The 25,302-nt window shown below is 65.7% G+C and carries 23 protein-coding genes; 13 read left to right on the top strand and 10 right to left on the bottom strand.

Translation table 11 applies throughout. The features are described from left to right. Positions 1-30 precede the first annotated feature (30 nt). Positions 31-2,199 carry a glycosyl hydrolase family 18 protein gene (locus IE097_RS18105; RefSeq protein WP_189462307.1) on the top strand — a complete coding sequence of 723 codons (2,169 nt, stop codon included), beginning with the start codon at positions 31-33 and terminating at the stop codon, positions 2,197-2,199. Positions 2,200-2,373: 174 nt separating this feature from the next. Further along, positions 2,374-3,645: a carbohydrate-binding protein gene (locus IE097_RS18110; protein WP_189462308.1), complete on the top strand. Its 1,272-nt coding sequence runs from the start codon at positions 2,374-2,376 to the stop codon at positions 3,643-3,645. 172 nt (positions 3,646-3,817) lie between these two features. Here IE097_RS18110 and IE097_RS18115 read toward each other — a convergent pair whose 3' ends face one another. Genes IE097_RS18115 through IE097_RS18125 form a run of 3 tightly spaced genes read right to left on the bottom strand, consistent with a single transcriptional unit; the run spans position 3,818 to position 7,289 of the window. Continuing rightward, positions 3,818-5,311 (bottom strand): ATP-binding protein, encoded by a 1,494-nt coding sequence (locus IE097_RS18115; RefSeq protein ID WP_189462309.1) that lies wholly within the window; start codon positions 5,309-5,311, stop codon positions 3,818-3,820. Positions 5,312-5,325: 14 nt separating this feature from the next. Continuing rightward, positions 5,326-6,027 (bottom strand): response regulator, encoded by a 702-nt coding sequence (locus IE097_RS18120; RefSeq protein ID WP_189462310.1) that lies wholly within the window; start codon positions 6,025-6,027, stop codon positions 5,326-5,328. Beyond that, positions 6,024-7,289 (bottom strand): ABC transporter substrate-binding protein, encoded by a 1,266-nt coding sequence (locus IE097_RS18125; RefSeq protein WP_189462311.1) that lies wholly within the window; start codon positions 7,287-7,289, stop codon positions 6,024-6,026. The genes IE097_RS18120 and IE097_RS18125 overlap by 4 nt, the downstream gene beginning before the upstream one ends. A gap of 356 nt (positions 7,290-7,645) precedes the next feature. Between IE097_RS18125 and IE097_RS18130 the strand changes: the two genes are divergently transcribed. The 4 genes from IE097_RS18130 to IE097_RS18145 all read left to right on the top strand — a co-directional run bounded on the left by IE097_RS18130 (position 7,646) and on the right by IE097_RS18145 (position 11,913). Further along, positions 7,646-8,896, top strand: coding sequence for an ABC transporter substrate-binding protein (locus IE097_RS18130; RefSeq protein WP_189462312.1), 1,251 nt, complete (start codon positions 7,646-7,648; stop codon positions 8,894-8,896). Between the two features lie 102 nt (positions 8,897-8,998). Then, positions 8,999-9,913, top strand: a complete 915-nt coding sequence (locus IE097_RS18135; RefSeq protein WP_189462313.1) for a carbohydrate ABC transporter permease — start codon at positions 8,999-9,001, stop codon at positions 9,911-9,913. A gap of 10 nt (positions 9,914-9,923) precedes the next feature. Continuing rightward, positions 9,924-10,763 carry a carbohydrate ABC transporter permease gene (locus tag IE097_RS18140; protein ID WP_189462314.1) on the top strand — a complete coding sequence of 280 codons (840 nt, stop codon included), beginning with the start codon at positions 9,924-9,926 and terminating at the stop codon, positions 10,761-10,763. Between the two features lie 16 nt (positions 10,764-10,779). Continuing rightward, positions 10,780-11,913, top strand: coding sequence for an ABC transporter ATP-binding protein (locus IE097_RS18145; protein ID WP_189462315.1), 1,134 nt, complete (start codon positions 10,780-10,782; stop codon positions 11,911-11,913). Between the two features lie 92 nt (positions 11,914-12,005). On the opposite strand, the gene IE097_RS18150 is transcribed toward IE097_RS18145, so the two are convergent. The 4 genes from IE097_RS18150 to IE097_RS18165 form a co-directional block, all read right to left on the bottom strand. Next, on the bottom strand, positions 12,006-12,479 hold the full coding sequence (locus tag IE097_RS18150) for a GNAT family N-acetyltransferase (RefSeq protein ID WP_189462316.1): 474 nt from the start codon (positions 12,477-12,479) through the stop codon (positions 12,006-12,008). A gap of 9 nt (positions 12,480-12,488) precedes the next feature. Then, positions 12,489-12,794 carry a hypothetical protein gene (locus tag IE097_RS18155; RefSeq protein ID WP_189462317.1) on the bottom strand — a complete coding sequence of 102 codons (306 nt, stop codon included), beginning with the start codon at positions 12,792-12,794 and terminating at the stop codon, positions 12,489-12,491. Further along, entirely contained in the window at positions 12,791-13,180 is a 390-nt protein-coding gene (locus IE097_RS18160; protein ID WP_189462318.1) for a phage holin family protein, read from the bottom strand. Before IE097_RS18160 ends, IE097_RS18155 begins: the two co-directional genes overlap by 4 nt. A gap of 79 nt (positions 13,181-13,259) precedes the next feature. Continuing rightward, complete coding sequence (locus tag IE097_RS18165; RefSeq protein ID WP_189462319.1) at positions 13,260-13,577, bottom strand: ElaB/YgaM/YqjD family protein; 318 nt, start codon at positions 13,575-13,577, stop codon at positions 13,260-13,262. Between the two features lie 195 nt (positions 13,578-13,772). On the opposite strand from IE097_RS18165, the gene IE097_RS18170 reads away from it, so the two are divergent. From IE097_RS18170 to IE097_RS18180, 3 genes are all read left to right on the top strand, one after another. Beyond that, positions 13,773-16,607, top strand: coding sequence for a valine--tRNA ligase (locus IE097_RS18170; protein ID WP_189462320.1), 2,835 nt, complete (start codon positions 13,773-13,775; stop codon positions 16,605-16,607). A gap of 207 nt (positions 16,608-16,814) precedes the next feature. Next, positions 16,815-18,395, top strand: a complete 1,581-nt coding sequence (locus IE097_RS18175) for a carbohydrate-binding protein (protein ID WP_189462321.1) — start codon at positions 16,815-16,817, stop codon at positions 18,393-18,395. Between the two features lie 267 nt (positions 18,396-18,662). After that, positions 18,663-19,154: an outer membrane protein assembly factor BamE gene (locus IE097_RS18180; RefSeq protein ID WP_189462322.1), complete on the top strand. Its 492-nt coding sequence runs from the start codon at positions 18,663-18,665 to the stop codon at positions 19,152-19,154. Between the two features lies 1 nt (position 19,155). Here the strand turns inward: IE097_RS18180 and IE097_RS18185 are convergent, their stop codons facing one another. Together IE097_RS18185 and IE097_RS18190 are read right to left on the bottom strand one after the other, a co-directional pair. Continuing rightward, the gene (locus IE097_RS18185; RefSeq protein WP_189462323.1) at positions 19,156-19,689 is read right to left on the bottom strand and encodes a carbohydrate-binding protein; all 534 of its coding nucleotides are present in this window, start codon (positions 19,687-19,689) and stop codon (positions 19,156-19,158) included. Between the two features lie 72 nt (positions 19,690-19,761). Continuing rightward, a complete protein-coding gene (locus tag IE097_RS18190) occupies positions 19,762-20,043 on the bottom strand; it encodes a hypothetical protein (protein ID WP_189462324.1) in 282 nt (93 codons plus the stop codon). Between the two features lie 105 nt (positions 20,044-20,148). On the opposite strand from IE097_RS18190, the gene gcvA reads away from it, so the two are divergent. From gcvA to IE097_RS18205, 3 genes are all read left to right on the top strand, one after another. After that, positions 20,149-21,072 (top strand): transcriptional regulator GcvA, encoded by a 924-nt coding sequence (gene gcvA, locus IE097_RS18195; RefSeq protein ID WP_189462325.1) that lies wholly within the window; start codon positions 20,149-20,151, stop codon positions 21,070-21,072. Beyond that, positions 21,069-21,521 (top strand): MEKHLA domain-containing protein, encoded by a 453-nt coding sequence (locus tag IE097_RS18200; RefSeq protein ID WP_189462326.1) that lies wholly within the window; start codon positions 21,069-21,071, stop codon positions 21,519-21,521. Before gcvA ends, IE097_RS18200 begins: the two co-directional genes overlap by 4 nt. A 106-nt stretch (positions 21,522-21,627) precedes the next feature. Continuing rightward, positions 21,628-22,287, top strand: a complete 660-nt coding sequence (locus IE097_RS18205) for a Pr6Pr family membrane protein (RefSeq protein ID WP_189462327.1) — start codon at positions 21,628-21,630, stop codon at positions 22,285-22,287. Between the two features lie 9 nt (positions 22,288-22,296). On the opposite strand, the gene IE097_RS18210 is transcribed toward IE097_RS18205, so the two are convergent. Beyond that, positions 22,297-23,388, bottom strand: a complete 1,092-nt coding sequence (locus tag IE097_RS18210) for an AI-2E family transporter (RefSeq protein WP_189462328.1) — start codon at positions 23,386-23,388, stop codon at positions 22,297-22,299. 207 nt (positions 23,389-23,595) lie between these two features. On the opposite strand from IE097_RS18210, the gene IE097_RS18215 reads away from it, so the two are divergent. After that, positions 23,596-25,215, top strand: coding sequence for a methyl-accepting chemotaxis protein (locus tag IE097_RS18215; protein WP_189462329.1), 1,620 nt, complete (start codon positions 23,596-23,598; stop codon positions 25,213-25,215). Positions 25,216-25,302 lie beyond the last annotated feature (87 nt).

The following is a 25,302-nucleotide window of genomic DNA, read 5'->3' on the forward strand; positions in this document are numbered from 1 at the left end:
CCCGGTCGGCCGGTGCCGACGGAGCCCGCCATGCGCCTGAGCCTCGCCATTCTTGCCCTGTTGACGGCCGCGTTTGCCCATGCCGGCCCGCGGCTGATCGGCTACTTCCCTTTCTGGGCCAGCTACAGCCATGGCGCCAGTCTGGCCGACGCACCGGCCGAGCAGCTGACCGACCTGATCTATGCCTATGCCCGGCTCGGACCCGACGGTACCGTGGCGCCGGGCGACTTTTTCGCCGACCTGGTCAAGATCCATCAGGGCGACACGCTGTATCGCGGCAACTATGCGGTGATCCCGCTGTTGCACCAGCGCAACCCGCAGCTCAACGTGCTGATTTCGGTCGGCGGCTGGAACTGGTCGGCGCATCTCTCGAACGTTGCTGCCGATCCGGGCAAGCGCCGGCGCTTCGTCGCGACGACGCTGGCGCTGTTCGACCGTTACGGCTTTGACGGCCTCGAGATCGACTGGCGCTTTCCGGTCGTCGGCGGCCATCCCGAGACCGGCAAGCGCGCCGACGACGGCGCCAACCTCCAGCGGCTGGTGCACGAGCTGCGCACCGGTTGCGCCCGCCGGCCGCGCTGCGTCATCGCGCTGACGGTCAGTCCGCAGGCCGAACAGCGCGCCGGACTGGCGCTGCCGGCCCTGCTGGCCGACATCGATTTCGTGTCGCTGATCGCCACCGACTTCCACGGCAGCTGGAGCGCGCGGACCGGGCACAAGTCGCCGCTCCACGCGCCGGCAGACCAGCCGAGCATTGCCGCCGCCGTCGCGGCACTGAAGGCCGGCGGACTGCCCGGCAACAAGCTGGTACTGGCGCTGCCGGCACAGGGTGTAGCCTGGCAGGGGGTTTCGCCGGCCGGACTCGGCCAGCCGCACCGCGGCGTGCCGCTCGGCACCTGGGACAACGAGCAGACCGGCCCCAGCGGGATCTTCACCGACCGCGAAATCGGCCGGATGATCGCCAGCGGCGAGTTCGAGCGCCGCTGGGACGACGGCGCGCAGGCCGAAACGCTGTACCGGCGCAGCGACGGCCTGCTGCTGTCGTTCGAAAGCCCGCGCGCGCTGGCCGCCAAGCTGGACTTCGCCGACCGCGAAGGACTGGCCGGCATCGGCCTGTGGGAGCTCAGCAGCGATGCCGAAGACGGTCTGCTCGCGCAGGCCTACGCCCATCACCATCCGTGGGCCGCACGCTGGCAGCAGTTGCGGCAGGCCGCCCGCACCGTCTTGCCCTGGCTGGCCGGTGTCGCATTCGGCGGCCTGCTCGGGGCCTTGCTGCTGGCGTGGCGGCTGCACACCCGCCGGCGCAACGAGGCCGCCCGCCATGGCGAGGTGGTCCGCGTGCTCAACGCGCTGCCGGCGCAACTGGACCGGACGATCGCCACGATCGACGCCGGCAAGCGGCGGCTTGCCACGCAGCCGGTCACCGAGCCGATCGATGTCGCCGTACTCGACACGCTGGCCGAACGCAGCGATGCACTGCGAACGCAACTGCTGCCGCTGACGCAGTCCGGTACGCAGGCTGCCGCGACCGCACCGCTGCGCGATCTTGAACGCTTCAGCGGTGCGATCGCCGGGGAGCGCAGTCTCGAATGCATGCTCGACGCCATGGTGCGCTTCCTCGGCGACGATCCGCGCATCGACGCGGCCGACATCCGCGACGACGAAGCGGCCGGCAGCGACGTGCTGTGCCTCGATGCCGACCGCTGCGGCGCGCGCTTCAGCCACGACACGCTCGCCGATTACAGCCTGGTGCTGCGTTTCCGCGCCCCGCTTTCGCTTGATGACGAAGCCTATTTCCGCAGTCTGGCCAGCCAGGTCGTGCTGATCCGCCGCCAGCTGCACGAACTGGCCCGCCAGCCGCAGTTGCTGGCCGAACTGCACGAAGTCGCCAGCCGGCGCGAGCGGCTGCATTTCATCCGTGCCGAGCGCGGTTACAGCGGCATCCACGCCGGCGGACTGACGGCGCCGGTCTACATCACCCTGCGGCTGCGGGCGATCCGGCTCTATTTCGACGAGCTGGTGCAGGTGCACCGTTCCTACCTCGTCCGGCCGCAGGCGGTCAGCGGCTGCCGCCGTACCGGTGGCGGCGTCGAGCTGATCGTCGCCGGTCACGGCGTTCCGGTCGCACGCGGCCAGCTGGCGCGGCTGAAGACCCGCTTCCCGCACTGGTTTGTCGCGGAAGCGTCATGCACTTCGTGAAGCCGGAGAAAACGGAAATCGACACAACCTGTTGATTAAAAATCACAATTTCCGCACTCGACCTCCATCCGTGAATTCGGCAACGCCGGCCGGGCCGGCCGATGCATGCCACTGCCATAGTGGCGCAGCCCGGCCACGCCGCCGGGCCCACAACACACAAGGATGGAGAAGACGATGAACAAGAAGAGCCTGTGGCTGGCGCTGGTTGCCGCCGGATTGATCGCCGGCCACGCCGGTGCCGCTGCCCTGCCGGTCTGGACCGACGGCGCGAACTACGCGGTCGGCAATGTCGTGCAGTATCAGGGACAGCGTTACGAAGCCACGATCGCCCACACGGCGTGGACCGGCGCCGGCTGGAATCCGGCCGACGCCGTCTCGCTGTGGAAGCCGGTCGGCCCGTGCGCCACCGCTGCCGGTGATGCATGCAATCCGGTCGGCGTCAGCTCGGCCGCGTACACGACGTGGTCCGGCGGCGCCAGGGGGGCGTACAGCCTGGTCCACGACGACCTGTGCGGCTACACCACCGACGGCCAGATCAGCTATGCCGATCCGGAACTGGCCAAGCGCGGCCTGCGCGCGGCCTTCGGCATCATCAGCGGCAACTGCGCACCGTACCACTGGCAGGCGGCCAAGCAGTTCCTCGCCCACGGCCACGAAATCTTCAGCCACAGCCGCAACCACATGGACGCCAACACCGCGGCATGGAACAGCGCGGCGCAGATCACCGGTTCGCAGGACGACATCGCCGCCAACCTGAACGGCTACCGGCCGACCTTCTTCGCCTGGCCGTCCGACATCAGCCCCGATGCACCGATGGCCTACCTGCGCGCCCAGCCGGGCTATCTCGGCGGCCGCGCGGCCAACCGCGTCGACGAGAACGGCAACATCCAGTACGGCATGGCCGCCGGCGTCAACGAAGCCGGCTTTACCGATCCGTTCATGATCAAGGCCGACACCTTCACCCAGTCGGGCATCTGGTCGCTGTACCCGCAGGGCAGCGAGATCCTCAACCTGCACGTCGACGCCGCCATTGCCCAGGGCGGCTGGTCGCTGCGTACCGCGCACGGCGTCAACGACGCGTCGTGGGAAACGATTCCGCTGGCGCGCTATCAGGGCCATCTCGACTACGTGAAGGCCAAGGTCGACTCGGGCGAGCTGTGGATGGCGCCACCGTCGGACGTGATCCGCTACCGCTTTGCGCGGCAGTACTGCGCACCGACCGTCGTCACCGACGGCAACGGCCAGGCAGCGGTCCGCTTCGATGCCAACGCCGAATGCCAGCGCTACGCGACGACGCTGACGCTCGACATCGCCACCGATCGCGCCGTCACCCAGGCCGGCGCAACGCAGGGCGGCAATGCGGTGGCCATCAGCAAACTCGATGCCAGCCACTACCGCCTGAGCGTGAATCCGCTCCAGGGCAACGTCAGCCTGCAACTGCGCTGATCGGTTCGGCGGCTGCGCCTTCGCATCTCGATCTCATCCGATGCTCGAATCCCGCAAGGGGACTACCTCCGGGTCGTCCTCATGGACTCCACGTCCATTCCGGTTTCTGCGCTTCGGGTGAGCCCGATCTGCTTTGGCTCGCCCGCCGACCGGGCGCGTCTTTGCCAAGCGCTTATCCGGAGGGGATGCTCATTTCACCAGGTTTCGCCGGACCGGCCGGCAGCACGACGGTTGCAACCAGCCCGCCTTCGGCGTGGTTGGCCAGCCGGAGCTCGCCGCCGTGCGCCTGGACGATGTCGCGGGCGATGCCGAGGCCGAGGCCGGATCCGGCCTGGTTGCTCTGCCGGCCGTGTTCGAGCCGCACATAGGGCTGGAACAGCCGGGCCAGCATCTCCTCGGGTACGCCGGGGCCGTGATCGCGGATCGTCAGTTCGACCTGATCATCGAGCCGGGACAGCACGATCTCGGCCCGTTCGCCGTAGAACAACGCGTTGTCGACAAGGTTGACGATGGCGCGCTTGAGCGCCAGCGGCTTGGCAACGACCGTCGTTCCGGTGGCCGCCAGCGCGACGCTGCGCCCGGACAGCTGCGCGTCGGCGACGATCTTCTCGAGCAGGCTGTCGAGCCGGATCGCCGTGCGGTTTTCGTGGATGTCCGAGTCCTTCACGCTCTGCAGCGCGCCCTTGACCATCATGTCCAGCTCGTCGAGGTCCTCGTGGAATTCGGCGCGGGTCGTGTCGTCGTCGAGCATCTCGGTACGCAGCTTGAGCCGGGTGATCGGCGTTTTCAGGTCGTGCGAGATTGCCGCGAACAGCCGCTCGCGATCGGTCAGGTAGCGCTGGATGCGCTCGCGCATCGCGATGAAGGCCTTGGCGGTCTTGCGGTACTCGAGGCTGCCGGTCTCGGGCAGTTGCGGCTCGCCGCCCTGGCCGAAGACCTCGGCCGCGTCGGCGAGCTGTTTCAGCGGCCGCGTCAGCCAGCGCACCACCCACAGCGACAGCAGCAGTACCGCCGCCAGCGTCGCCAGCTGCAGCCCCAGCCGGTCGCGCGACAGCGGATCGGCCTTGTCGAGGAAGTACGGATCGGGCATCAGGGTGGCCAGATACAGCCAGCCACCGGGTTCGATCTCGGCCTGGATCACGAGGATCGGTGCCGGGCGCGGCTTGATGATCAGCGAGTGCTGGACCCAGTTGTCGGGCAGGTCTTCGAGCGTTGCGCCGTCATCGGACACGGCCAGCCCATCGGGCCAGGCGAAGCCGACGCGGACGTCGATCAGCCGCGGCACTTCGCGGCTCAGGGTCGCACCGACCCCTGAGGTGACGGCGTCGGCCAGCGGCGACGCGGCGATCGGGGTGATCGGCACCGCATCGCGGTTGAAGGCGACGAAGAAGCGCGTTCCACCCATCTCGTGCAGCTGTTCGATCAGGATGGGCCGGTAATTGGTCGGCAGGCTCTGGAAGAATCGGATCGCGCTGGCCGCACCGTAGGCGATGTACTGTGCCGCGCTGCGTGCCTCGTCGTTGGCGTGACTCTTGAGCTGGTTCGCCCAGATCCAGTTGCCGAGCGCCTGGGTACCGAGCACGCCGAGCACCATCACCAGCGACAGCCGGGCGGTCAGCGAGCGCGGCAGCAGCCGTTCGATCCAGCGCGAAACGCGGGTCGCCATGTTCCGCCGTCCGCTCAGTCCGCCGACACCGAGGCCGAGAACACGTAGCCGCTGCCGCGTACGGTCTTGATCAGCTGCGCGTCGCGGTCGCCCAGGCGCTGGCGCAACCGGCTGACCTGCACGTCAAGCGAGCGGTCGAGCGGGCCGAGGTCGCGGCCGCGGGTCGCTTCGGCCAGCCAGTTGCGGTCGAGGATTTCGCCGGGACGCTCGACCAGCAGCTTGAGCAGCTGGAAGTCGAGCCCGGTCAGCTTCACCGTCTCGCCGTCGGGCCCCGTCAGCGTGCGTTCGAGCGTATCGAGCGTGAAGCCGGCAAAGCGCAGCGCCCGCGGCGCGCTCGGCGTCGCCTCGCCCATGCGCCGGTGGATCGCCTTGATCCGCGCCAGCAGCTCGCGCGGGTTGTACGGTTTGCCGATGTAGTCGTCGGCCCCCAGCTCGAGACCGACGATCTTGTCGGTGTCGTCGGCGCTGGCGGTCAGCATGATGATGGGCACGGCCGAGCTCTTGCGCACGCGTGCGCACAGCGCGAAGCCGTCGGTGTCGGGCAGCATCACGTCGAGAATGACCAGGCTCAGCTCGTTGCGGCTGCGCTCGAACTCGGCGAGAAAGCTGGTGCCGTCATGCGCCAGCAGCACTTCGTACTGGTTCTTCTCGAGATAGGTTTTCAGCAGCGTACGGATTTTCTGGTCGTCGTCGACGAGCAGGATCTTGCGGTTCATTTGTCGTCTCCTCCTTGCACCGCCAGCGTGCGCACCAGCCCGGCAATGCGGCGTTGCGCCTCGCTCACCGGCATGTGCTCGTCGGTGTAGTAGCGGTGCAGCTGGGCAATGATCGCATCCTTGAGCGTTTCGTCGGTGGCCATCCGGTGCACCATGCTCGGCGCCTGCACGCCGGCACCGTGGGCAAAGGTGCGCCACGAGGCGCGCGCACAGGCATCCATGCCGGCGGTGTCGGCATCGCGCCGGACCGGCACCGAGCCCTTGATCCGGTTGTAGGCGCCCTGCACCGCCGGACTCATCATCAGCCGGGCCAGCTTTTCCTGAACCGGCTGCGCGCTGTAGTCGCCGGCAAACATCACGAAACTGTCGACGCTGTAGAGATGCATGTTCTCGGTACCCGGCACGGCAATGCAGCCGAAGTCGGTCTCGGCGCTGCGGCCCATGGCCTGCAGCTCGCCCTTGGCCCAGTCGCCCATGATGAACATCGCCGCATCGCCGCGCGCCAGCGTCTTCACCTGTGCGTCCCACGCCGGCTCGCCGGGCGGTGCATAGCGCCGCAGCGCACGCAGGCGTTCGAGCGCCCGGGTGATGCGCGCATCGAACCACAGGTTGGCGTTGCGCCGCCCGTACAGCGACCGGTAGAAGCCCGGCCCGCCTTCGGACAGGGCCAGCGTCTCGAACAGCGTCGCCACCTGCCAGGGCTGGCCCGACTGCGCCAGCGGCGTTACCCCGCGTTTTGCCAGCGCAGCGGCGACACGGTCGAATTCGGCCCAGGTCTTCGGCGGCGTCAGCCCGGCATCGGCGAACACCTTGCGGTTGTAGAACAGCACGTTGATCCGGTGGATGCCCAGTGGCGCGGCAACGACATGGCCGCGCAGGCGCACCAGCGTCCAGATCGTCGGGAACAGCCGGGTATTCCAGTTGCCGGCGGCGGCCACGTCGTCGAGTTCGAGCAGCAGGCCCAGATCGGCCCACTCGGTGATCGCCGGTCCGATCAGTTGCGCCGCATCGGGCGCGCGACCGGCCAGGACGCGGGCCTTGAGCACCTTCATCGCACCGATGCCGGCGCCCCCCGCAATCGCCGCGTTGCGCCACGCCACCCCGTCGTCGGCGGCGCGTTCGGCCAGTTCGTCGACGGCACGCCGCTCGCTGCTGGACGTCCACCAGTGCAGTACGTCGAAGCTGTCGTCGGCGCGCGCGACCGCCGCGACGCACAGCACGGCACAAACGCAGCAGAAAAGGCGGATGGGAATCAAGGACATGGCCGGTCGAAGGTTTCGCCGCAGCTTATCAGTAAGGCTGACCGGCATTTTGTAAAGAAAGCTTGCGTTTGTTGACCTTGCGTAAACGCCGCAGCGGCCGGCAAACGGCGTTCATGATCCGTGAAATCGGCACCGGCGCCGTATCGGCGCAGCGGAAACGTAAGGAAACGTAACGCGGCCCTCGAAAGGAAAATCACAAAACTCCTGTTAATTCATTGACTTGCATCAATCCGTAGTTGCGACGGACCGACTACTAGGTGTCACAAAAAAGCCGATGCTACTGTGCGGCCACGGTCGGTAGAAACCGGCCCTGACTACAGATACGGGCACCACCCCAGACCTGAGGAGGTCGATACATGCAAGGCAACCGCTTCATCCGCACGGCGCTCTGTGCCGCGCTGCTCGCCGCCGGCGCTGCACAAGCCGGCAACCTGACCATCGAATCGTGGCGCACCGACGACAAGGCGCTGTGGGAAGACGTCCTGATTCCGGCGTTCAACAAGAAGTACCCGGACGTGAAGGTCAAGTTCGTGCCGACCGCGCCGACCGAGTACGACTCGAGCCTGCAGACCCGCCTGACCGGCGGCACCGCCGGTGACCTGATCACCTGCCGTCCGTTCGACAAGTCGCTCGACCTGTTCAAGAAGGGTTACCTCGAAAGCCTGAACGGCAAGCCGGGCATGCAGAACTTCCCGGACTCGGCCAAGGTGGCGTGGGAAACCGACGACGGCAAGACCTCGTTCTGCATGCCGATGGGCGCGGTGATGCACGGCTTCCTGTACAACAAGAAGATCTTCCAGGAACTCGGCGTCCAGCCGCCGAAGACCATCGACGAATTCCACAAGGTGCTTGAAGCCGCCAAGAAGGCCGGCAAGGTGCCGATGGCCCTCGGTACGGCCGACCAGTGGGAAGCCAACCAGATCGTGTTCACCTCGGTCGGTGCGCCGTACTGGAAGGGCGAGGAAGGCCGCAAGGCGCTGATCGCCGGCAAGGCCAGGTTCACCGATCCGCAATTCGTCGCAGTGTGGGACGAAATGAGCAAGTGGGGCCCGTACCTCGCCAAGGGCTACTCGGCCCAGACCTATGCCGACACGCAGAACCTGTTCGCGTCGGGCAAGGCCGCCGTCGTCGCCGTCGGCTCGTGGGACATCTCCTACTACAACCAGAACGCCAAGTTCGAATATGGCGCGTTCCCGCCGCCGGTACCGAAGGCCGGCGACAAGTGCTACATCTCGGATCATCCGGATATCGGCATGGGCGTGAACCCGAAGTCCAAGAACAAGGACGACGCGTACAAGTTCCTGACCTGGCTGGGTTCGCAAGAGTTTGCCGACCTGTACACCAACAAGGTCACCGGCTTCTACTCGCTGTCGAACCACCTGATCTCGGTGAAGGATCCGGTGGCCAAGCAGATGCTCGACTGGCGCAAGAGCTGCGCGTCGACGATCCGCCTGAACGCCCAGATCATGAACCGCGGCGAGCCGAACATGGAAAACGAGCTGTGGAACGTCAACAGCCAGGTCCTGAACGGCAAGATGACGCCGAAGGATGCCGCAACCCGCATCCAGACCGGTTTCGCCAAGTGGTACAAGCCGCAACAGAAGTAAGTCTTCCTCTGCAATCGACTGTGTAGCTGTTGGGCCGGCCCGGGGTCTAGCCATGACCCTGCCGCCGGCCATTTTTTTGCCCGTTTTCCTCGGAGTGAGGCCATGAAACGCGCCTTTCCCTGGCACATCGCCGTCTTCCTCGCCCCCGCCTTCCTGATCTATACGGTGTTCAGCGCGCTGCCGCTGCTCGACACCCTGCGGCTGGGCTTCTTCACCACGTACGACTCGGGTCACCAGACCTTTGTCGGCCTGGCCAATTACATCAAGCTGCTGACCGACCCGGACTGGTCCGCCGGGTTCTGGAACGCGATGCACAACAACATCAAGTTCTTCCTGATCGTGATGTTCGTGCAGAACCCGATCGCCCTGCTGCTGGCCGCACTGCTGTCGATGCACGGCGTGCGCGGCGCCAAGGGCTACCAGACGCTGATCTTCCTGCCGACGCTGCTGTCGGTGGTGATCATCGGCTTCATCTGGCAACTGATCCTCTCGCCGCTGTGGGGCGTCTCGGAAAAGCTGATGGGCTTCGTCGGCCTTGCCGACTGGTTCCAGCCCTGGCTCGGTGACGAAAGCAGCGCGCTGATCACGCTGTCGCTGATCTCGGTGTGGCAGTTCGTCGGTGTGCCGATGATGCTGATCTACGCCTCGCTGATCGCGATCCCGGACGAGATCATCGAAGCCGCGCGCATCGAAGGTGCAAGCTCGTGGCACATCTTCTGGACGATCCGCCTGCCGCTGATCCTGCCGACGCTGGGCCTCGTCACCATCCTGACCTTCGTCGGCAACTTCAACGCCTTCGACCTGATTTACGCGGTCAAGGGCGCGATCGCCGGGCCGAACTACAGCACCGACCTGCTGGGCACCTTCTTCTACCGCACCTTCTTCGGCTACCAGAGCCAGATCGGCAGCCCGACCATGGGCGCCGCGGTGGCGACGACGATGTTCCTGATCATCCTCTCGGGAGTCGGCGTCTACTTCTACTTCATCCAGCGCAAGCTGCAGCGCTTCGCCTTCTGAGGAGCCGGCCATGAAACACAAAGTCACCCGCGCGGCCGGTACCGGCTTCACCCATCTGGTGCTCGGCGGTTACACGCTGCTGGCGCTGTTCCCGATCCTTCTGGTGATCATCAACTCGGTGAAGAGCAAGGACGGCATCTTCGACTCGCCGCTGTCGCTGCCGACCGCCGAGACGTGGTCACTGGTCGGCTTCGAGAAGGTGCTCGCCAAGTCGCCCTTCATCCACTTTTTCGGCAACAGCCTGACGGTCACGCTGGTGTCGCTGGTACTGATCCTCGTGCTCGGCGCGATGGCGGCATGGGCGCTGTCCGAATACAGGTTCCGCGGCAGCAAGCTGCTGGCGATCTACATGGCCTTCGGCATCATGGTGCCGATCCGCCTCGGCACCGTGTCGATCCTCGAACTCGTGGTCAAGCTCGAACTGACCAACACGCTGACCGCGCTGATCCTCGTCTACGTGGCGCAGGGCCTGCCGCTGGCAATCATGATCCTTGGCGAATTCATCCAGCAGGTGCCCAAGGAGCTGAAGGAAGCGGCGCGCTGCGACGGCGTCGGCGAATTCAAGATCTTCTTCCAGATCATCCTGCCCCTGATCCGCCCGGCCGTCGCCACCGTCGCCGTGTTCACCATGGTGCCGATCTGGAACGACCTGTGGTTCCCGCTGATCCTCGCCCCCGGCGAAGAGACCCAGACCGTCACGCTCGGCGTGCAGCAGTTCATCGGCCAGTACGTCACCGACTGGAACGCCGTGCTCGCCTCGCTCTCGCTCGCCGTCCTGCCTGTCCTCGTCATGTACGTGTTCGCATCGCGTCAACTGATCCGCGGCATCACCGCCGGCGCAGTGAAGTAATCCGGAGTAAACAGCCATGTCCCAAGTTGCACTGAAGAACCTGACCAAATCCTACGACGGCAAGAACAACGTGCTGTCCGGCATCAACCTCGACATCCAGGACGGCGAATTCGTCGTGCTGGTCGGCCCGTCGGGCTGCGGCAAGTCGACACTGCTGCGCATGCTGTCGGGGCTGGAATCGATCAGCGGCGGCGATCTGGAAATCGACCACGCCCGCGTCAACGAGCTGCCGCCGGCCGAGCGCGGCATCGCCATGGTGTTCCAGAGCTACGCGCTCTACCCGCACATGAACGTCTACAAGAACATGGCGTTCGGACTGAAGATCGCCGGGGCGAAGAAGGACGAAATCGACCGCCGCATCCGCCACGCTGCCGGCATCCTCAAGATCGACCACCTGCTCGAACGGCTGCCGCGCGAACTCTCGGGCGGCCAGCGCCAGCGCGTCGCGATCGGCCGCGCCATCGTCCGCGAACCCAAGCTGTTCCTGTTCGACGAACCGCTCTCCAACCTCGACGCGGCGCTGCGCGTGCAGACCCGGCTCGAAATCGCCAAGCTGCACAAGGATCTGGCCGCGACCATCGTCTACGTGACCCACGACCAGGTCGAAGCGATGACGCTGGGCGACAAGATCGTCGTGATGCACGACGGCCACATCCAGCAGGCCGGCAGCCCGCTCGAGCTGTACCAGCAGCCGGCCAACCTGTTCGTCGCGACCTTCATCGGTTCGCCGAAAATGAACCTGATCGACGGCATCGTCACCGAAGCCTCGGCCACCGGCGTCGCGGTCAAGGTCGCCGGCGACCAGATCGTCCGTACCGAAGTCGACGGCAGCGGCATCGCCGTCGGCGACAAGGTCAGCGTCGGCATCCGCTCCGAACACCTGTGGGAAGGCGATGCGGGCAGCGAGCGATTCCACGGCAAGGTCAACCTGGTCGAGCACCTCGGCGAAGCCAACTACCTGTACCTGACGCTGGAAAACGGTCAGGACGTCGTGGTGCGCGGCGACGGCGAACGCGCCGTGCACATCGGCGACACCATCGCCCTGTCGGCCCCGGCTGCGGCCTTCCATGTGTTCAACCGCGACGGCCTCGCGCTGCGCCGGCTGAAGCCGGGCAATATGGTTGCGGCACGGCATCGTGTGACGGCCTGACCTGAAGGTAGGACGCAAAAAAAGCGCGGCCCTGCCGCGCTTTTTTCATTCCGGTCCGGATCAGGCAAGCACCAGCGCAACAAGGTTTGAACTCAGCCGTGACTCGGTGTCATCGAGAAATGGCGTCGGTACTTCACGAACCCCCGTTTTCTGGTACCGGCAAAGCCGACACGTTCAAAAAACCGGTGCGCTTCGGCCCGCTCGATGGAACTCAGCAGCATGATCTTGGAACAGTCGGCTTTCAGGCAGAACGCTTCGATGTGGGCAAACAGTAAGCGGCCGATCCCGACTCCCCGATGCGTAGCCGTGACAATCACGTTCTCGACCACGGCAAACGGTTGTGACCGGAACATGACATCGTTGCACAACGAGACCAACGCGGAACCGCAAAGTACACCCCGGACTTCGGCGACAAAGAGTGCCGTACTGGCATCCCGGGACACCTGCTCGATCCGCTCAGGCTGAACCGCCAGATCCGTGTGGCCGACCAGCTCGGCATACAACGCCTGGATACCGGCAGCATCGGCAGGCCCCGCCCGCCGAATGCAAACCGGCGAATCGCTCACGAACACCCGTCAGCTGCGCTTGAACAAACGCCGCACCAGCAGCGCGACCTTCCACGCGCCGATCGCAACCGGCAGCATCTGTGCGATGCCGCGGACCCGGTATTTCTTCGAAAACAGCTTGCTCGCCAGCATCAGCACGCCGGCGTTGCCCTGCAGTTTCTTGAAGATCGACAGCCACAGCAGCCCGCGCTTGCCCTGCGCCAGCGGCGCGCGGATTTCGGTCAGGCAGACGGCGATCTGCAGGCGGTGCGTTTCCGCTTCGAGTTGCAGCAACTGCTTGCGGGCCTCCCGGCCCTTGAGGCGCGGATCGCTCATCGCAGAAAGTGCTCCTTGTCGCGGCGCAGCTCTTCGATCGTCAGCGCGAACGGCGTCTTGGCATGGCGGATGCCGTTCCAGGCCATCCACAAACTGCCCGCACCCAGCGCCAGAAAGACCAGCACCAGCGCGACGACCGTATACGCACGCCACGGCTCGGGCACCAGCAGGATGGCGCCAAGCGTGATGGCCAGCAGCGCCAGCAACAGCAAGCCGGCGCCGAGCACGCCGAGAACCAGCGTTTTCAGCACCCGCTCGCGCGCTTCCTCGAGCTCGATCGACAGGATGCCGAGGTGGGCGTGCATCAGCCCCAGCGCACTGCCGGCCAGCCGTTTGAGAACGTTGGTATGGCCGGAATGGGTACCGGTCGTTTCGGTTTCGCTCATGTATCGGACACGGGCTCAGGGAAAGAGACGGGCACGATGCCCGAAACACCGGCCGCCACGCAAGCCGGCGGCCGATCGCTCAGCGGCGCGAGACCAGCAGCCCCAGCAGGAAGCCGACACCGGCGGCCACACCGACCGAAGTCCACGGGTTTTCGTGCACGTATTCGTCGGTCGCCTTGGCGGCCACCCTGGCCTTGCCGGCCACGAGGCGTTCGGTCTCGATCAGCTTGGACTTGGCCACCGAGAGGTTGGCGGCAATCTTCTCGCGCAGCGCCTTGCCCTGCTCCGAGCCGTCAGCAGCGACTTCCTTGAGCATCGATTCGGTTTCCGCCAGCACGTTGCGCAGATCGTCGATCAGTTCTTCCTGGTTCAGATTCGCTTCACCATTGTTGGACATTCGCACTACCTCCTGAGAATTGACGGACAAGAACGGACAATTACCTCATCTGTCATTGTGGCTTACCAGGCGGGAAACCCCAACCGTTACGATTACCTGCGGATTGTCGGGAACCCGGGCCAGCAAGCCGCGCCGACGCCCGGCGCGCCAGCCTGTATAATTGCCTGTTTTTCACCGATTTTCCGCCGCCCGCCCATGAGCACTGCACTCGACCAACTCGCCAAGAGTTTTGAACCGGCCGCCATCGAAGCCAGCTGGTACCCGCGCTGGGAAAGCGCGAACTACTTCAGCCCGAGCATGGACATGGACGCCCCGTCGTTCTGCATCCAGCTGCCGCCGCCGAACGTCACCGGCACGCTGCACATGGGCCACGCGTTCAACCAGACCATCATGGACGGGCTGACCCGCTACCACCGGATGCGCGGCGACAACACGCTGTGGCTGCCGGGCACCGACCACGCCGGCATCGCAACGCAGATCGTCGTCGAACGCCAGCTCGACGCGCAGGGCATCAGCCGCCACGAGCTGGGCCGCCCGGCCTTCATCGAGAAGGTCTGGGACTGGAAGAAGCAGTCGGGTGACACCATTACCGGCCAGATGCGCCGCATGGGCGCGTCGGTCGACTGGGGCCGCGAGTACTTCACGATGGACGACAAGATGTCGACCTGCGTGAGCGAAGTGTTTGTCCGTCTCTATGAACAGGGGCTGATCTACCGCGGCAAGCGTCTGGTGAACTGGGATCCGGTGCTCGGCACCGCCGTCTCCGACCTCGAAGTGGTCAGCGAGGAAGAAGACGGCCACATGTGGCACATCAAGTACCCGGTGGTCGGCTCGGACGAGTTCATCACCGTCGCGACGACGCGGCCGGAAACGCTGCTCGGCGACGTGGCCGTTGCGATCAACCCGGAAGACGAGCGCTACCAGCACCTGCTGGGCAAGCAGCTCGAACTGCCGCTGACCGGCCGTACCATTCCGGTGATCGCCGACGAATACGTCGACAAGGAATTCGGCACCGGCTTCGTCAAGATCACCCCGGCGCACGACTTCAACGACTACCAGGTCGGCAAGCGCCACGACACCAAGCTGATCAACGTGATGGGCCTGCAGGCGACCATCCTGCCGAACGCACAGGTGTTCGGTTTCGACGGCGCCGCACACGACAGCATCGCACTGCCGGCCGCCTACGCCGGTCTGTCGACCCGCGACGCCCGCAAGGCGATGCTCGCCGACCTCGAAGCACAAGGTCTGCTGGTCGAAGCCAAGAAGCACAAGCTGATGGTGCCGCGCGGCGACCGCACCGGCACGGTGATCGAACCGATGCTCACCGATCAGTGGTTCGTCGCGATGAGCAAGCCGGACGAGGCGACCGGCAAGAGCATCACCCAGAATGCGCTTGAAGTCGTCCAGAACGGCGAAGTGCAGTTCGTGCCGGGCGACTGGGTCAACACCTATTACGCGTGGCTCAACAACATCCAGGACTGGTGCATTTCGCGCCAGTTGTGGTGGGGTCACCAGATTCCGGCGTGGTACGACGCCGACGGCAAGGTCTACGTTGCCCGCAGCGAAGCCGAAGCGGTCGCCCAGGCCGGCGGCAAGCCGGTGACGCGCGACAACGACGTGCTCGACACCTGGTTCTCGTCTGCGCTGGTGCCGTTCTCGAGCATGGGCTGGCCGAACGATACCAACGAGCTGAAGGCCTTCCTGCCCTCCAGCGTGCTGGTCACCGGCTACGACATCATCTTCTTCTGGGTCGCCCGGATGATCATGATGACGACGCACTTCACCGGCAAGGTGCCGTTCACCCACGTCTACGTGCACGGGCTGGTGCGCGACGGCGAGGGCAAGAAGATGTCCAAGTCCGAGGGCAACGTGCTCGACCCGGTCGACCTGATCGACGGCATCGCACTGGCACCGCTGCTGGAAAAACGCACCACCGGCCTGCGTCGTCCGGAAAAGGCACCGCAGGTGGCCAAGAAGACCGAGAAGGAGTTCCCGGACGGTATCCCGGCCTACGGCGTCGACGCGCTGCGCTTCACCTTCGCCTCGCTGGCGTCGCTGGGCCGCTCGATCAACTTCGACCAGAAGCGCTGCGAGGGTTACCGCAACTTCTGCAACAAGCTGTGGAACGCCACCCGCTTCGTGCTGATGAACGTCGAAGGCAAGGACTGCGGCCTGCAGGCTGATTCGAATGGGGGCGCCGAACTCGACTACGGCTTTGCTGACCGCTGGATCATCGGCAAGCTGCAGGAAGCCGAGAAGGCGGTCACGCTGGCGCTCGATACCTTCCGCTTCGACCTCGCCGCGCAAGCGATCTACGAGTTCGTCTGGAACGAGTACTGCGACTGGTATCTCGAACTGGCCAAGGTGTCGGTGCAGACCGGTTCCGAAGCCCAGCAGCGCGCCACCCGCCGTACGCTGGTCCGCGTGCTCGAAGTGATCCTGCGGCTGGTCCACCCGATCATGCCGTTCATTACCGAAGAGCTGTGGCAGATCGTCGCGCCGCTGGCCGGCAATAAGGACACCGATTCGCTGATGATCGCCGCATGGCCGGTCGCCGACGAAAGCAAGATCGACGCCGCGGCCTACGCCGACGTCGACGAGCTGAAGGCCATCGCCTTCGCCGCGCGCAACCTGCGCGGCGAAATGGGTCTGCCGCCGTCGACCAAGGTACCGATGTTCATCGAAGGCGACGCCGCGCTGGCGCGCTTCGGCGACTACCTGAAGTCGCTGGCCAAGCTGTCGGAAGTCAGCGTCGTCGCCAGGCTGCCGGAGGACGACGCCCCGGTCGCCGTTGCCGGTACGACCCGCCTGATGCTCAAGGTCGAAGTCGACAAGGCCGCCGAAACCGCGCGCCTGACCAAGGACATCGCCAAGACCGAGGAAGGCCTCGCCAAGATGACCGCCAAGCTCGAAAAGCCGGGTTACGTCGACAAGGCACCGGCGCATCTGGTCGAGAAGGATCGCGCACAGATCGCCGAACTGGCCGACAAGCTGGCGAAACTGCAAACGCAGCTGGCCAGACTCAGGTAAGCGCCCCCCGCGCGACGCAAAAACAGGCACTCCGGTGCCTGTTTTTTTTCGCCCTTCGCGCCGCCCTTTCGCTGCGGCGACAGCCGGCAAGAACGCTGCGACCGGCGGAGCCGTTACCGGACATCCGTGCCGCGACATGAACGTTAAGCGAAACGGCCGATGCACCGCTCGGCCGCATGTCGATAAAAACACAGCAAGGATGGAGCGATGAAACTCAGCAAGTTAAAGCCGGCAATGCTGGCAGGCGTATTTGCCGGTTCGATGGTCTTCGTGGTCGGGTCGGTCCATGCGGCCGGTTGCTACCCGGCCTGGTCGGCCGGCGCGACGTATACCGGCGGCGCCAAGGTCAGCTACAACGGCGTCAATTACCAGGCCAACTGGTGGACGCAGGACAATCCGTCGGCGCACAACGGCGCCAGCGGCAGCGGTCAGCCATGGACATCGCAAGGCGCCTGCAGTGGCGGAACTCCGACACCGGCACCGGCACCGGCACCGACTCCGACTCCGGCACCCACACCGACACCGACACCGACACCGACTCCGGCCCCTACACCCGTACCGACCCCTGCGCCAACTCCTGCGCCGACCCCCGCTCCCACCCCGGTTCCGACACCGTCCCCGTCGGGTGTGACCACGACGGGCAAGATCGACTTCCACCTGTGGCTGGGTGTTGCCGGTCACGACGGCACTCCGCAAGACCAGCTCGTGCTCGACGGCGACAACTACACCGACCTGATCATGTCCAACATCGTCGCCGGCGTGATGTACGGCCATCTGGTCGAGGAGTATTACCCGGGCATCCAGTACAACAAGGACTATGTGTACGGCTCGATCCTGGCGCAGCTGCTGCAGGAGAACCTCGCCACCGAGTACTACAAGTCGACCAGCGACCTGATCGCGCCGTCGCCGGACCAGCAGGCGGTAATGGGCGTCGGCCAGGGTGGCCCGTACCAGATCAACAATTACGCGGCCGACATGGTCTCCGGCACCTACACGCCGGGCGGCCACTCGCTGATCAACTACATCGCGCTGCAGAAGAACATCGGCTTCACGATGGCCGAGGCCGGCACGCAGAACACCCGCGCCACGCCGGCATCGTTCAACAACAAGTACTACGGTCCGATGCTGGCGACGTACTTCCACTACAACGACATGGTCGCGCTGGTCGATACCGGCAAGGGCACCGGCGGCTGGGTGACGCCGTGGCAACCGTACTTCGACAACGGCATGGCGCACTTCAAGGACCTGCCGAACAGCTTCTTCGACGTGCTGCTGAACATCTCGTACAACCAGGGTCCGTACGGTCCGCTGATGGCGAGCTACACCAAGCAGGCGCCGGCGGCGACGGCGGCGACCGTGGCATCGGTCAACGCCTACAGCAACACCTGGGGCAGCACCAACACCTACCAGCAATACCCGTATCAGGTGCACTACTACATCGACCAGCTCTTCGGTAATCCGGTCCCGACTACCGGCCCGACGACGTTCGCGACACCTCAGACCCACATCGCGTTCAACATGGCGCAACTGGCCGATGTCTTCCAGAAGGTGTTCGCAACGCTGTCCTACGTCGACGCCACCGGCAAGGGTGCCTTCGTCCCGGCCGCGCAGGCGCAGGCGGCGTTCACCACCGCACTGCAGCAGAACAGCGTGCCGGGCAGCGCCACGCTGGATCTGAGCAACGGGACCGACCGGACGAAGATCTTCCGGGTGCTGGACAACGCGATCGGCAATCTGGAAATGAGTCTGGGCGTGAAGTTCAACGCCACCACCAGCGCGCAGATCTGATCAGCCGAAATGGAACGACGTCATTGACAGCCGGCCTGCGGGCCGGCTTTTTTTCGCCCGTGCCGGCACCGCGTTCCTTCCTGCCGGCGTGCGAAACCCGGAGTGCCGGCCGGACGTGCAGCAGCATCCGCCGGGCTACAACAGCATTCAGAAATTGTTAAGTAAGTTTTTGTACATTTTGCTAGTATCGCCACAGCTTGCTTCGGCAAGCTGTTTCATTTCCGGCTGCGAAAGCGGCCCGCTCATTCAACCGTTCCGGAGATCGAGATGTTCCATCGCCCCCGCCTCGCCCTGCTTGCCGCCGCATTGCTGCTCGGCGCCTGCGCCAACCAGTCTGCGACCACTTCGTCGGCGCCCGCGTCGAACGGCGGCAAGACCGCGGCAACCGGCACCGGCAAGGCGGCCGCCCAGCAGCAGCAGGCCGAAGCGGCCACGCCGGGCGCCCGCAAGGTGATGTCCAAGGACGGCACGTTCGAGGGCGAAATCGTCGGCACGCCGGCGAAGAAGAGCAAGTTCGGCAAGCTGCAGATCGGCATGTCGCAACGCCAGGTCGAAGACCTGATCGGCAACCCGAGCGATACCAAGACCTACACCACCGGCAAGGCCTGGGTGCCGTTCTACTTCGGCAAGGACGCCTACCGATTCGAGACCTTCTACAAGAAGGAAGGCCGGCTGACCTTCGTCGGCGGCGGCGTTTCCGGGACCAGCGGCAAGCTGCTGCGCATCACCGTCGACACCAAGGAAGACGGCTACCAGTGAATCAGCGCAGCGTGGCGGTAATGTCGAGCCACAGCCCCGGCACCTGCAGCGGATTCATCCAAAGTTCGGCCTCGGTCACCGGCCGGCGCGCCTCGTAGGCCCGGCCGCGATACCACACCCAGTCGCCGCCGCCGTAGCGGTGACCGTCGCGCCAGCCGTCCGGACGGCGACGGCCGTTGTCTTCCCAGTGCCGGCGGCGCCATTCGTCGCTGCGCACGTCGGGACGCCAGCGGCCGTCGTCGTAGCGCGGGTCCGGATGGTACTGGCCGTCGTCGTAACGCGGATCGGGACGGTACTTGCCGTCGTCGTGCCCGCCGCCGCGACGGTCGAGCGGCTGCCACAACGATGCGGCATCGCGCGGATTCCAGTTGGCGCCGGGATGGGCGTCGTGTCCCTGGATTGCCCGGTACTGCCGTCCCTGATAGCTGACGACATCCCCCGGCGAATAGTGGCGCCCTTCGCGCCAACCGTCGGCGAGGGCCAGCGTGGCGGTTCCGGCCAGCAGCAGCGCAAGCAGACTTCGAGCAAGTTTCACAATGGCACTCCGGCTTTGATCGATGCCCCATCGTGCCAGAGCCGGTACCGGCGCGCTGTGAGCCGGTTAACGTCACGACTCGCTGTGCAGCCCGAAGATCGCGCGGCGCCAGCGGCGCAGGCTGGCCCAGCCGTGATGCCAGCGACTTCGGCAGCCCCGCCAGCTCAGGGTCGCCGGCTGTAGCGCCTCGATCAGCAGCGTTCCGGCACCGTGGCGATCCCCCGGGCCGAGCAGCAGGTCCCGGCCCCGGCCATCGGTGAGCCAGACCTGCCCCGAGCCGATCACCAGTTCCGATACTTGAATGCGGATCACCTCTCCTCGTGCCAGCTGCCGGTGCTTGCTTCCCTGGGTCATGATCAACCGTCCTTGGTGCCGCTTGCACCGATTCCACTGTCATGCCAGCATTCTCGGCAGCAAACCGGCTCATCACAAACGATCACTTTTCGTACGTTCAGTGAAATGGATTCACCATTCAAATCCCCCGGCAAACTGCCGTCGCTGCCTGCGTTGCGCGCCTTCGAGGCCGCCGCACGTCACGGCCATTTCGGCCGGGCAGCCGACGAACTGTTCGTCACCCACGGGGCGATCAGTCACCAGATCCGCGCGCTCGAAGACACGCTGGGCTTCGCGCTGTTCACGCGCGACGGCCGCGGCGTCAAGCTGACCGCCGAAGGCCGACGACTGGCGGCAACACTGAACGCCAGCCTGTGCGACATCGGCGGGACGATCGCCGAATTGCAGCACGAGCGCGCCCGGCCCCGCGTCGTTCTGACCTGCCTGCCGTCATTCGCGGCCAAATGGCTGACGCCGCGGCTGGGCAGTTTCATCGACCGGCATCCCGAGATCGAAATCTGGATCCGCTCGACCAAGGCGCGCGAGGATCTGGCCGCCGAGGGCATCGACCTCGGTCTGCGTGTCGGCCCCGGCGACTGGCCCGGCGTCCATTGCGAACCGCTGATGCGCGATGCCTTCGTGGTCGTGGCCAGTCCGGACATTCCGGGCGGGCTGCCGGCGACGCCGGCCGATCTGGCGCGCTGGCCGCTGCTCCGCTCGTCGACCGAACCCTGGCACGACTGGTTTGTCGCCGCCGGACTCGACTGGCCCGAGCCGCAGCAGGGACTGGTGTTCAGCGATTCGGGGCTGCTGGTGCAGTCGGTCCTCGACCGTCAGGGCATCGGCCTGGCACGCGAGGTGCTGGTCCATGACGACCTGGCGGCCGGACGACTGGTCCGGGTGTTTCCGTTCAGCGTGCCGATGGCCGGCGCTTACTGGCTGATCGCACCGGCACCGCCGCCGTATCGTCCTGCGGTCGCCACCTTTGTCGACTGGCTGCGCAACGAAGCGGCCCGGTCCGGCTACGCCTATGGAGAATCCCCGGCATGATCATCACCCCCGACAGTGCGGATTTCGCCGCATTGCTGTGCGACAGTCACCGGCGCCTGACCGGCCGCGACCTCGTCGATCCCCCACAAGCGGACCCCGCGCACTGGCTGTATGACACCGCACCGTTCTGCGTGCTCGCCCACGACACGCAGGCGGATCCGTGTTTCGTCTACGCCAACCGTGCCGCGCAACGCTGTTTCGAATACGACTGGAACGACTTTGTCGGACTGCCGTCGAGACTGTCGGCCGAAGCGCCGAACCGCGACGAACGCGCGCGCCTGCTCGCCGACGTGAGCCGCCAAGGCTACGCCAGCGGCTACCGCGGCTTGCGCATTGCCCGGTCGGGCCGGCGCTTCTGGATCGAGGATGTCACCGTCTGGAACCTGATCGGTACCGACGGCATCCGCCATGGCCAGGCGGCGACCTACCGGCGCATCACGCCGGTCTGACGACGCCGGGTCGTACCGGCGGTCGGTCGGCGCCACGCCGTAGCGGCGCGGCAGGGCTGGCGGAGCTAAGACGAATGGATCGACTTTTGCTCCACAGGTGGCGCCCATGGAGAGCCCCCCGTCCCCACGCCGGCCGTGGGCACACCGTTGCGAACTGCTGCTCGGATTGACGGCGTGGTTCGCGGTGCTGGCCCGCCTCGGCCTGACCGTCTCGGCCGAACTTGCCCAGGGCCATACGCTGCTGTTTGCGCTGTCGCGCTACTTCGACTTCTTCACCAACCTCAGCGCACTGCTGCTTGCGCTGGTGTTGTCGGCGTCGCTGTTCGGGCCGCACTGGCGACTGGCACGCTGGCTGTGGCGACCCGGAATACGCGCGGCGAGCCTCGTCTACGCGCTGGTCGTCGCCGCCGGCTACGAACTGCTGCTGCGCCACCTGTGGGCGCCACAGGGACTGGAGTTCGTCGTCGACCTGCTGCTGCACGACGTGCTGCCGCTCGCCTACCTCGGCTACTGGCTGGGTTTCGCGCCAGGCGGCACACTGCGCTGGCGCGATGCCTTCCGCTGGCTCGCCTACCCGGTCGGCTACTTTGCCTATGTGCTGATCCGGGGCTGGCTGCTGTCGCGCTATCCCTACCCCTTCGTCAATGTCGCCACCCACGGCTACGGTCCGGTGCTGTGGAATGCCGCGGCGTTCGCACTCGCGTTCGCCGCGACCGGATTGCTGATCGTCGCGCTTGATCACCGGCTGGCGCCAGGGCGGCGCTGATCAGCCGGATCAGGGCGCGGCGTCGTTCGCCTTTGCGTCCGGCTCGCCTTCCTCTTCGATCTGTCTGGCCGCCCAGTTGTGCAGCAGCGCATAGCTGACCGCCAGCAGGGTCGGACCGAGGAAGACACCCAGCACGCCCCAGGCGAGCGCGCCGCCGAGGACACCGACGAGGATCAGCACGAAGGGCAGATTGCTTTCCTTGCCGATGAACAGCGGCTTGACGACGTTGTCGGCCATGCTGACGACGGCGACCATCCAGATACCGAGGAACACCGCCCAGCCGGTATCGCCCTGCTGGTACAGCCAGAAGGCCACCGGCAGACCGAGCAGGCTGGGGCCGCCCGGAATCAGCGACAGGAAGCAGCTGACCAGGCCGAAGGCCGCCGCGTTTTCGACGCCGACCAGCCAGTAGCCGAACCAGGCCAGCGCGCCCTGCACCAGCGCGGTGCCGATGAAGCCGTACACCACGCCGCGTACGGTGCCGGCAGCGATCATCAGCAGCTCTTCGGCACGCTTGCCGCCGATCCGGTTGAGCACGCGGATGAACCAGCGGACGATCTCGTGGCCGCCGACATAGAAGAAGAACGCGAACGCCAGGCTCATCAGCATCAGCATCAGCCCGCTGCCGATCGCCTTGCCGAACAGCAGCAGCACGCTGCCGATCGGTTTGAGCAATTCCTTGAGCCGGTTGACGACTTCCGGATCACCCTGCGCCAGCGCACTCCAGAACTCGGCCACTTTCGGACCGACCCAGGGCAGCGAGGTCAGGAAATGCGGCAAGGGCGGCAGCCCGGCTTCGATGTGCGACTGCAGCCAGTGCGAAATGCCGTCGATGTTGCCGGCCAGCTCCACGCCGGCAATCACCAGCGGCACCACGACCACCAGTGCGAACGTCCCCACCAGCACCAGAGCCGGCAGCAAACGGTTGCCGCGCATCAATTTAGAAAGAAATGAGTAAGGTTTCCAGCTCGCATAGACCAGAATGCCGGCCCAGACGAGGGCTGCAATGAAGGGCGCGAGGATCTGGTACGACAGGGCCAGCAGCAGCACGACGGAGCAGGTGGCGATGGCAGGCTCGACCCACTGGTTTTTCTTTTCCATACAATCCCTTGAGATGTTCTGTTGCGCGGTTTTCCCGGGCGAAACGGCGACCGGACTTTCGACCGGTCCGGGCGCATCGCCGTCCGATTGTGTTGCGCCGCAACCACGACCTGCATGCCGTTGGGCTGAGGCTGCCTTAAATCAGATTTTTCTTATTTATTTCACGGTATGCTTACAGCGTTCTCGTCGTTTTAAACGGAGTTTCCGATGTCATTGCGTCTAAAAGCCTGGAGTCTGTCAGCCTTGGTGCTGGTCGCGCTGCTCGGCGTCATGCTGGCCGGCCTGTTCACCATGCGTCATGCGGCCAATCTCGACAACCGCGCACGCATCGAACAACTGATGAAGAGCACGTACAACACGATTGCCCAGCTCGAAAGCGCCGCGGCCAGCGGCAGCATCAGTGATGACGAAGCCAAGAAACTCGCCACGCAGATCCTGCGCGAGAACAAATACCACAAATCCGAGTACGTTTATGTCACTGACGACAAATTGACGTTCGTTGCAACGCCGCTCGACCCGCAACTGCACGGCACCAGCTTCAACGAATTCAAGGATGCGCAGGGCAAGAGCGTCGGTGCGATTGCCCAGGCCGCACTCGACCAGTCCGGCGGCGCGCTGACGCAATACCCGTGGACCAGCGAGCGCGACGGCAAGGTCGTCGACCTCGTCTCGGTGGCCCAGCGCACGCCGCGCTGGCACTGGATCGTCGGCACCGGCGTCAGCTCGGCCGAAGCCGATGCCCGCTTCTGGGCCAGCGCCCGCTGGCAGGTCATCGTCTGCCTGATCGTCGCCGGTGTCGTGGCCGGTCTGATGCTGACCGCCGTTGCGCGTCTGTTGCGCGATCTCGGCGGCGAACCCGGTGAAGTGCTCAAGCTGGTGCAGCGCGTGGCCGATGGCGACCTGGCCGCCGGCCAGACCAGCCGCAACATTGCACCAAACAGCATTTACGGCTCGGTGCTGAAAATGCGCGACGCGCTGCGCGGCGTGATGCAGGAACTGCAGTCGGCCGTCGGCACGCTGCACCGGACCAGCGACGACATCGTCGGCAAGGCCGAAGGCAGCAACCGTCTCGTCGAGGCCCAGGGTGACGCCGCCCGCCGCATCGCCCAGACCGCCGAGCGCTTTGCCGAACAGACCCAGAGCGCAGAAACCGAAGCCGATACCGCGCGCCGCCAGAGCGAATCGGCCACCGGCATTTCGGCCAAGGGCCAGCAGGTGATTTCGGCCGCCGTGGCGCGGCTGAGCGAGACCGAACAGTCGGTCGGCGATACCCAGACCAGCATCGACGATCTTGCCGCCCGCGTCGGCAGCATCTCGGCGGTGATTGCGGTGATCCGCGACGTGGCCGACCAGACCAACCTGCTGGCGCTGAATGCCGCGATCGAAGCGGCGCGTGCCGGCGAACAGGGCCGCGGCTTCGCCGTGGTTGCCGACGAAGTACGCAAGCTGGCCGAACGCACCAGCACGGCCACGCAGGAAATCGGCGACACCATCAGCGCCGTGCAGACCAGCAGCCAGACCGCCAAGACGCGCATGGACGACATGGTCGAACAGCTCAAGGAAGGCATCCGCCAGGCCAAGGAGGGCGGCGAGGCCGTCAAGGCGATCCGCGCCGAAACCGAGGCGACCGCCCAGGTGGTCGACGGCATCGGCCGCACGCTGGCCGACCAGGTCAACGCCAGCCGCGCAATCCGCAACGACGTCGACGAGGTCGCCCAGTCGTCGAACGGGACGCTGGCCGCTGCCCGCGGTACCGTCGACGCGGCACAGTCGATCAAGTCGGTCTCCGACCAGCTGGCCGGGCAGATCCGCCGCTTCAAGCTCTGATAACAAGCAACAAGTACAACCCGCTCAGCCCGGCGCAAGCCGGGCCTTTTTACGTCCCCGTTGCCGTGGACGCCGTGGCGCGCCATG

The sequence above is a fragment of the Jeongeupia chitinilytica genome, assembly GCF_014652315.1.
GTDB classification, from domain to species: domain Bacteria; phylum Pseudomonadota; class Gammaproteobacteria; order Burkholderiales; family Chitinibacteraceae; genus Jeongeupia; species Jeongeupia chitinilytica.

Bases quoted from the DNA above. Each gene is read 5' to 3' on its own strand.
- IE097_RS18165 (WP_189462319.1), bottom strand. From the start codon at position 13,577: ATGTCCAACAATGGTGAAGCGAATCTGAACCAGGAAGAACTGATCGAC.
- IE097_RS18175 (WP_189462321.1), top strand. From the start codon at position 16,815: ATGAAACTCAGCAAGTTAAAGCCGGCAATGCTGGCAGGCGTATTTGCC.
- IE097_RS18205 (WP_189462327.1), top strand. From the start codon at position 21,628: ATGGAGAGCCCCCCGTCCCCACGCCGGCCGTGGGCACACCGTTGCGAA.
- IE097_RS18155 (WP_189462317.1), bottom strand. From the start codon at position 12,794: ATGAGCGATCCGCGCCTCAAGGGCCGGGAGGCCCGCAAGCAGTTGCTG.
- IE097_RS18130 (WP_189462312.1), top strand. From the start codon at position 7,646: ATGCAAGGCAACCGCTTCATCCGCACGGCGCTCTGTGCCGCGCTGCTC.
- gcvA (WP_189462325.1), top strand. From the start codon at position 20,149: ATGGATTCACCATTCAAATCCCCCGGCAAACTGCCGTCGCTGCCTGCG.
- IE097_RS18120 (WP_189462310.1), bottom strand. From the start codon at position 6,027: ATGAACCGCAAGATCCTGCTCGTCGACGACGACCAGAAAATCCGTACG.
- IE097_RS18145 (WP_189462315.1), top strand. From the start codon at position 10,780: ATGTCCCAAGTTGCACTGAAGAACCTGACCAAATCCTACGACGGCAAG.
- IE097_RS18105 (WP_189462307.1), top strand. From the start codon at position 31: ATGCGCCTGAGCCTCGCCATTCTTGCCCTGTTGACGGCCGCGTTTGCC.
- IE097_RS18110 (WP_189462308.1), top strand. From the start codon at position 2,374: ATGAACAAGAAGAGCCTGTGGCTGGCGCTGGTTGCCGCCGGATTGATC.
- IE097_RS18190 (WP_189462324.1), bottom strand. From the start codon at position 20,043: ATGACCCAGGGAAGCAAGCACCGGCAGCTGGCACGAGGAGAGGTGATC.
- IE097_RS18210 (WP_189462328.1), bottom strand. From the start codon at position 23,388: ATGGAAAAGAAAAACCAGTGGGTCGAGCCTGCCATCGCCACCTGCTCC.
- IE097_RS18135 (WP_189462313.1), top strand. From the start codon at position 8,999: ATGAAACGCGCCTTTCCCTGGCACATCGCCGTCTTCCTCGCCCCCGCC.
- IE097_RS18125 (WP_189462311.1), bottom strand. From the start codon at position 7,289: ATGTCCTTGATTCCCATCCGCCTTTTCTGCTGCGTTTGTGCCGTGCTG.
- IE097_RS18115 (WP_189462309.1), bottom strand. From the start codon at position 5,311: ATGGCGACCCGCGTTTCGCGCTGGATCGAACGGCTGCTGCCGCGCTCG.
- IE097_RS18170 (WP_189462320.1), top strand. From the start codon at position 13,773: ATGAGCACTGCACTCGACCAACTCGCCAAGAGTTTTGAACCGGCCGCC.
- IE097_RS18200 (WP_189462326.1), top strand. From the start codon at position 21,069: ATGATCATCACCCCCGACAGTGCGGATTTCGCCGCATTGCTGTGCGAC.
- IE097_RS18140 (WP_189462314.1), top strand. From the start codon at position 9,924: ATGAAACACAAAGTCACCCGCGCGGCCGGTACCGGCTTCACCCATCTG.
- IE097_RS18180 (WP_189462322.1), top strand. From the start codon at position 18,663: ATGTTCCATCGCCCCCGCCTCGCCCTGCTTGCCGCCGCATTGCTGCTC.
- IE097_RS18215 (WP_189462329.1), top strand. From the start codon at position 23,596: ATGTCATTGCGTCTAAAAGCCTGGAGTCTGTCAGCCTTGGTGCTGGTC.
- IE097_RS18160 (WP_189462318.1), bottom strand. From the start codon at position 13,180: ATGAGCGAAACCGAAACGACCGGTACCCATTCCGGCCATACCAACGTT.